6 protein-coding genes are annotated in these 6971 nt (G+C 72.1%); 5 read left to right on the forward strand and 1 reads right to left on the reverse strand.

The window, feature by feature from the left end; genetic code table 11:
* The first annotated feature begins 497 nt into the window (after positions 1-497).
* From FF36_RS27890 to recD2, 5 genes are all read left to right on the forward strand, one after another.
* A complete protein-coding gene (locus FF36_RS27890; RefSeq protein WP_044888181.1) occupies positions 498-1364 on the forward strand; it encodes a LysR family transcriptional regulator in 867 nt (288 codons plus the stop codon).
* 103 nt (positions 1365-1467) lie between these two features.
* A complete protein-coding gene (locus FF36_RS27895; protein ID WP_044888182.1) occupies positions 1468-2826 on the forward strand; it encodes a sensor domain-containing phosphodiesterase in 1359 nt (452 codons plus the stop codon).
* Positions 2813-3451, forward strand: a complete 639-nt coding sequence (locus FF36_RS27900; RefSeq protein WP_044888183.1) for a TetR/AcrR family transcriptional regulator — start codon at positions 2813-2815, stop codon at positions 3449-3451. Before FF36_RS27895 ends, FF36_RS27900 begins: the two co-directional genes overlap by 14 nt.
* 104 nt (positions 3452-3555) lie before the next feature.
* Positions 3556-4131 carry an acyl-CoA dehydrogenase family protein gene (locus FF36_RS27905; RefSeq protein WP_242419720.1) on the forward strand — a complete coding sequence of 192 codons (576 nt, stop codon included), beginning with the start codon at positions 3556-3558 and terminating at the stop codon, positions 4129-4131.
* Between the two features lie 89 nt (positions 4132-4220).
* Entirely contained in the window at positions 4221-6467 is a 2247-nt protein-coding gene (gene recD2, locus FF36_RS27910) for an SF1B family DNA helicase RecD2 (protein ID WP_044888184.1), read from the forward strand.
* Between the two features lie 12 nt (positions 6468-6479).
* Here recD2 and FF36_RS27915 read toward each other — a convergent pair.
* A partial coding sequence (locus tag FF36_RS27915; RefSeq protein ID WP_044888185.1) for an SAM-dependent methyltransferase occupies positions 6480-6971 on the reverse strand: 492 nt, incomplete at its 5' end.

Below are 6971 nucleotides of genomic sequence, written 5' to 3' on the forward strand. Positions count from 1 at the left end.
GGGAGGCGCCCGGCCTGGAGCGGCACGGAAGCGCGGGCGGACGGGCACCGCGTGCACCGGGAGGGCCGACAAGCTCAGGCGCCCGCCGACTCTGTCGCGCCGCGCGGGGACTCGGGGCTTGACCTGCGCCCGGGGCGGCGCCACCCGTCGCGGCGGGCCGGCAGGCGGCAGGGCCTACCCGGCCGGCCGGGGCGTCACCGCGCCGAGGCCGTCAGGCGGGGCCGGGGCGGCGTCCGAAGCCGGCTGGCGGTGCGGTTCGCGTCAGCGGCAGCGACAACAGGACGAGGCGAGGATGCCGAAGTCGACGACCCGCCGACGAGTCAACACCCGCCTGGGTAGCGGGACGGCAAGGGCACAGCCGGCACGAGGGGCGTTGACCTGCCCGAACCGGGATGCGCGTGACGTGCCGACCATGTCCATGAGGATGGTGGGTTTTCCTCCGGTTGTCCAACGCCGATCCGCGATCGCACCGATCAGGATTCGCGATCGTTCGTGTTATGGTGCGCCTTGTGTCCTCCGTGCTCGACATAAACGCTTTGCGCAGCCTCATCTCGATCGCTGACAGCGGCGGCTTCCGGCGGGCCGCGGAGACCCTGTGCGTCTCGCAGTCCGCCGTGAGCCAGCACGTCCGGCGGTTGGAGAAGACGGTCGGGCGCCCGCTGGTCGAGCCGGACGGTCGGGCCACCCGCTTCACCCCCGACGGCGAGCTCCTGCTCGCCGCGGCACGACGGCTCCTCGCCCTGCACGACGGCACCCTCGAACAGCTCGGTGTCGGCGCCCCGGCCCGGCCCTCCACGATCACCGTCGGCGCCACCGAGCACGCCGCGGATCACCTGCTGCCGCTGTGGATGGAGGCGCTCACCGCCGGGTTCCCCGAGGCGCGCGTGCAGTTTCGCCTCGACCGGGGGGCCCGCCTCACCGAGGCGCTCGACCAGGGCGCGGTCGACGTCGCCGTGCTCATCGGCTCGGCCCGCGCCGCCGTGTCCCGGCCGGCCGGCACCCTGCCGCTGGCCTGGTACGCGGCCGCCGGCTGGACGCCGCCGCCACCGGACCGTCCGCTGCCCCTGGTGGCCATCAACGATCCGTGCACGATCCGCAGCCAGGCGTTGAACACCCTGGCGCGGGTCGGCCGCACCGCCTGGGTGGTCGGCGAGGCCGGTCACCTCGCCGGGGTGCTGCAGGCCGCCCGGGCCGGCGTCGGGGTGGCGCTGCTCGCGGATGTCGGCCCGGTCCCCCCCGGCCTGGTCCGGCGCGACGACCTGCCCCCGGTCGCCCCCGAGCCGCTGCACATCCGCACTCGGCGGGGTGCACCGCCCCGGCTCGCCGAGCTCATCCGCGACACCGTCATCGCCGCGCTGGCCTGAGGCCAGCCCCCGGGTCCCGCCCCGGTCGCCGGCCCACCCGGCGGGGCCGTCTGTCGGGTTCGCCTGTCGGGGCCGTCCGGCATGACCGCAGGTCACGGCGGGCATGCTCCCCTCGGAGGTGGTCCGGATGGTGCCCGCGTTGGCCGCCGCTGAGTCGGAACTGTCCCAACCGGACACGGTGGTAGCGGATCTACTCGAGATTCTGCGCCGCCAGCTGCGCATGGACCTCGCCGCGCTGGCCAGGGTCGAGGACGGGCACCTTGTCCTGCAGGTGCTGTGCGGGGACGTCGCCGGGTTCGGGCTGCACGCGGGCGCGACGGTCAGCCACCCGGACTCCCTGCTCGGGCAGGTGCTGACCGGCGAGCTGCCCGCGATCGTCGCGGACACTCTGGCCGATCCGAGCCTCGCCGGCAACCGCGACGTCCGGGACTGGGGCATCGGCTCCTACGCCTCGGCGCCGATCGTCGACGCCGAGGGCAGGGTGTATGGCGTCCTGTGCTGTGCCGGGCACCGGTCCCGGCCGGCGAGCCCCGAGCGCGAGGGGCGCTTCCTGCGCCTGCTGGCGGCGTTCCTCAGCGACACCGTCCTCGACCTGCACGAGATGTGGGCGCGGCGGCGCCGGGTCTGGCAGGAGGTCAGCGACCTCATCGACAGTGGCGGCCCACGGATCATCTATCAGCCGATCTTCCGGCTCGCCGACGAGCGCATCATCGGCGTGGAGGCGCTGTCCCGGTTCCCGGACGGACGCGGCGGGGCGCAACGCTGGTATGCCGACGCGACCACCGTCGGGCTGAGCACCGAGCTGGAACGACTCGCGATCGGCCGGGCGCTCGCCGTCCTGCCCGTCCTACCCGGCGATCTCACCCTGGCCGTCAACGCCTCCCCCACCACCATCTCCGCCGGCCTGCTGGATCTGCTTCCCGGTGCTGCGGCCGATCGGCTCGTCGTCGAGATCACCGAGCACGAGCACATCGGGACCGACAAGCACCTGCTGCGGGCCGTCGAGCAACTGCGCAGCCGGGGGGTGCGGATCGCCATCGACGACATCGGCACCGGCTACGCGGGCCTGGAGCAGCTCCTCCACCTACGCCCGGACATCATCAAGCTGGACGGCGTCATCACCCGGGGCATCGACACCGACGCCGCCCGCCGCGCCATCGCGACCGGCCTGGTCCAGGTCGCCGACGAGATCGGGGGCAGCATCGTCGCGGAGGGCATCGAGACCCCGGCGGAGCTGGCCACCGCGATGGCCGCGGGCATCCTCTACGGCCAGGGCTTCCTGCTGGGCCATCCCGGCCCACCCGCCGGGGCCGCCTGGCTGCGGCCCGACACGCGGCCCTCCGCTGTCCCCGGCGACCCCGGCGGCCTGCAGGCACCGGCCGGCCCGGGCGCCCACCGCGAGCCGCGACCGAACCGGCTGGACCGCCACGGCCCGCTATCGTCGGCCGATGCCCGTCGATGATCCCGACCCCCGGCGCACCCAGCGGCAGCGCCGCGCCAGCAGCCGCGAGCTCATCCTCGACGCGGCGGTCCGGGGACTGTTCAAGGACGGTTACGCCCGGACGACCACCGTGGCGATCCAGACCAGAGCCGGGGTGTCCCGCGGCCGGCTGCTGCACCACTTCCCGTCCCGGGAGGACCTGCTGGTGGCGGCGGCCCAGCATCTGGCCGGCGAGCGCATCGAGGAGATGCGGCGGTTCGTCCTGTCCGCCGCCGGCGGGCCCACCGCCGACGACGGCGAGCGGATCGACCTCGCCACCGACCTGCTGTGGGAGACGTTCCGGGCGCCGTACTTCTGGGCGGCGATGGAACTGTGGACCGCGGCCCGCACCGACGCCGACCTCGCCGCCACCCTCGCGGCCGCCGAACGGCAGCTCGGCGGCGCGATCAACAGCGTCGTCGCAACGATGTACGGGCCGGTGCTCAGCGCCCACCCGGACTTCCCCGCCGCCCGGGATCTGATCTTCTCCAGTAGGCGCGGGGTCGCCCTGACCTACGCCGTCACCGGGCACAACCCGCGCACCGAGCCCCATCTGGCCCTGTGGAAGCGGGTGCTGCGCGAGATGCTGACGGCCCCGGAGAGCTGACCGCGGCGGCGTTTCGAGACCCCGATCGAGCCCCGTGTGGCGCCGGCGCCACACTGGTCGACCTGTCCTCGCCCGGTGTCCGCATCGGCGCGCCCGACCTGAAGATGGGCCACCGCGGCCAGCTCACCGCCGACATCGTGTTCACCGACGTGCACGTGCCGGCGGACAACGTCCTCGGTCCGCCCGACGGCGGCCTCGGCGTGGCACTGTCCGCGCTGGTGCGCGGACGGATCGGCATCGGCGCCGCCGGCGTCGGGGTCGCCCAGGCCGCCCTCGACCTCGCCGTGCACCGGTTGCGCACCCGGCACGTGTTCGGCGCCCCGCTCGGCGCCATGCAGCACTGGCAGTTCCAGATGGCCCAGCGGGCCACCGAGATCGAGTGCGCGCGCTCGCTGTACCAGAAGGCCGCGCTCCTGCTCGACCGCGGCGATCGCAGCGCCGAACCGGAGGCCGCGATGGCCAAGGCCTACGGCACGCGCCTGGCCAACGACCTCGTCCGCGAGGCCATCCAGATCCACGGCGCGGTCGGCTTTGCCCGCCGGGTGGCCGAGAGCGGCGAATCCGTCCGCCTCGAGGAGATGTACCGCGACGCCAAGATTCTGGAAATCTTCGAGGGCGCCAACGAGCTCCAGCAGTGGATCATCGCCCGCCAGCTCATCGGCCGCGACGTCACCGGCTGATCTGCTGATCTGCTGATCTGCTGGTCCGCTGGTCCGCGCGGTGTGGGGTGTTGACCGGCTGCGCGGCGGGCTTCGCATAATGGCTGACTGTGACGGTTGCCCGTGCTTCTGCTGAGGCCGCGCGTCAGGCGGTGGTGGAGGGGGTGTTGGAGCGGATCACCTTCGTCAGCGAGGAGACCGGCTACACCATCGCCCGGCTGGCCACCGAGCGGTCCGGTCCGGACCTGCTGACGGTGGTCGGTCCGCTGCTGGGCGCGCAGATCGGGGAGAGTCTGCGGCTGACCGGGCAGTGGGGTAGCCATCCCCGGTATGGCCGGCAGTTCCAGGTGCACTCCTACACCACGGTGCTGCCCGCGACGATCCAGGGCATCCGCCGGTACCTGGGCTCGGGTCTGATCAAGGGGATCGGGCCGGCGATGGCCGAGCGGATGGTCGCGCATTTCGACATCGACATTCTGCGGATCATCGAGGAGGAGCCGGCGCGGCTGATCGAGGTGCGCGGGCTGGGACCCAAACGCACCAAGAAGATCGCCGACGCCTGGGAGGAACAGAAGGCGATCAAGGAGGTGATGGTGTTCCTGCAGGGAGTGGGGGTGTCCACCTCCCTGGCGGTGAAGATCTACAAGAAGTACGGAGACCAGTCCATCGGCGTCGTCCGCACGCAGCCCTACCGGCTCGCCACCGACGTGTGGGGAATCGGGTTCAGGACCGCCGACACCATCGCCCAGGCCGTCGGCATCCCCCACGACAGCCCGGAACGGATCAAGGCCGGTTTGCAGTACACCCTGTCGCAGGCCGCCGACGACGGGCACTGCTTCCTGCCCGCACCGAACCTGATCACCGATGCGGCGAAGATCCTCGAGGTCGAACGGGAGCTGATCGGGCCGTGCCTGGACCAGCTCGCCGCCGACGAAGGCGTGATCCGCGAGGGGATCCCCGCCGGAGACGGCACTGTCCCGGCGGTCTATCTGGTGCCGTTCCACCGCGCGGAGACCTCCCTTGCCGGCGGGCTCCTGCAGCTGCTCACCTGCGACGAGGAGCGGTTGGCGTCGTTCGCGGAGGTGGACTGGGACAGGGCACTGAGCTGGCTGCGCGGCCGGACCGGTCAGGACCTGGCCGACGAACAGGCGGAAGCGGTCAGGCTCGCGCTCACCCGCAAGGTTGCGGTGCTCACCGGCGGCCCGGGGTGCGGCAAGAGCTTCACCGTCCGTTCGGTGGTGGAGCTCGCCCGGGCCCGCAAGGCCCGGGTGGTGCTGGTCGCGCCGACCGGGCGGGCCGCCAAACGGCTGGCGGAACTCACCGGCCACGAGGCCTCCACCGTCCACCGGCTGCTGGAGCTGCAACCCGGCGGTGACCCCAGATATGACCGTGACAATCCGCTGGAGGCCGATCTGGTGGTGGTGGACGAGTCCTCGATGATGGACGTCATCCTGGCCAACAAGCTGGTGAAGGCGGTTCCGCCGGGGGCACATCTGCTGCTCGTCGGTGACGTCGACCAGCTTCCCTCCGTCGGCGCCGGCGAGGTCCTGCGCGACCTGCTCGCCACCGACACCATCCCCCGGGTCCGGCTGACCAGGATCTTCCGGCAGGCCCAGCAGTCCGGCATCGTGGTCAACGCCCACCGCATCAACGCCGGAACACCACCGCGGCTGCACGGCTTCGGTGATTTCTTCTGGTTTACCTGCGAACCGTCCGAGGACTCCGGTCTGCAGCCGGCGGAGGAGACCGCCAAAATGGTGGTGGACATCGTCGCCCACCGCATCCCGAAACGCTTCGGGCTCGATCCCCGCCGCGACGTCCAGGTGCTGGCGCCGATGCACCGCGGACCGGCCGGGGCCGGTAACCTCAACAATCTGCTACAGGAGGCTCTCACCCCTGCCCGGGAAGGCGCTCCCGAACGCCGCTACGGGGGGCGGGTGTTCCGGGTGGGCGACAAGGTCACCCAGCTCCGCAACAACTACGACAAGGGCCGGGCCGGGGTGTTCAACGGCACCGTCGGCGTCGTCACCGGCATCAACACCGAAGACCAGACGTTGACCGTGCTCACCGACGAGGACGAAAGTCTCGGCTACGACTTCTCCGAACTCGACGAACTCGCCCATGCCTACGCCGTCAGCATCCACCGCTCCCAGGGCAGTGAATACCCTGCCGTCGTGCTTCCGCTCACCACCTCCTCGTGGATGATGCTCCAACGCAACCTCCTCTACACCGGGGTCACCCGCGCCAAGAGGCTTGTCGTTCTGGTCGGCTCCCGTAAGGCGCTGGCGGCCGCGGTCCGGACCCCGGGAGCCGGGCGTCGTCACACTGCCCTCACCCACCGCGTCGCCCGGCCGTGAGAGCCCCTGCTGCTACGGCTTGCGACCGACGGCCCCGTAGAAGCTGACCTGGGCGTCGGTGAGGCCGTCGGGGGTGTCGTCGTCAGGCCGCCAGCGATGCACGATCTGGAGGCCGGGATCGAGCAGGTCCAAGCCGTCGAAGAAACGGGCGACCTCGGTGCGACCGCGTTGCTGGGCGGGAATGCCGTTGGCCCGGTAGGTGGCGGCGACCCTTTCCATGCCCTCGTCGTAGTCGGCGGTGGCGTGGGTGAGGGTCAGATGGCTGCCCGATGGCAGCGCCTGCAGGAGACGGCGCAGGAGGGCGTGGGGGTCGTCGGAGTCGGGGAAGAAGTGGATCGTCGCGATCAGGGAGAGGGCCACCGGCCGGGTGAGGTCGAGGGTGGCGCGCAGCTCGGGAGCACCGAGGATGCTCTCGGGGTCGTGCAGGTCGGCGTCGAGGTAGGCGGTACGCCCTTCGGGGGTGGTGGCGAGCAGGGCCCGGGCGTGGGTGAGCACGATCGGATC

It is taken from the genome of Frankia torreyi, assembly GCF_000948395.1.
Classification (GTDB): domain Bacteria; phylum Actinomycetota; class Actinomycetes; order Frankiales; family Frankiaceae; genus Frankia; species Frankia torreyi.

Coding starts and splice junctions, on each gene's coding strand:
- FF36_RS27905 (WP_242419720.1), top strand. CDS start 3,556: ATGGGCCACCGCGGCCAGCTCACCGCCGACATCGTGTTCACCGACGTG.
- FF36_RS27890 (WP_044888181.1), top strand. CDS start 498: ATGGTGCGCCTTGTGTCCTCCGTGCTCGACATAAACGCTTTGCGCAGC.
- FF36_RS27900 (WP_044888183.1), top strand. CDS start 2,813: ATGCCCGTCGATGATCCCGACCCCCGGCGCACCCAGCGGCAGCGCCGC.
- FF36_RS27895 (WP_044888182.1), top strand. CDS start 1,468: ATGCTCCCCTCGGAGGTGGTCCGGATGGTGCCCGCGTTGGCCGCCGCT.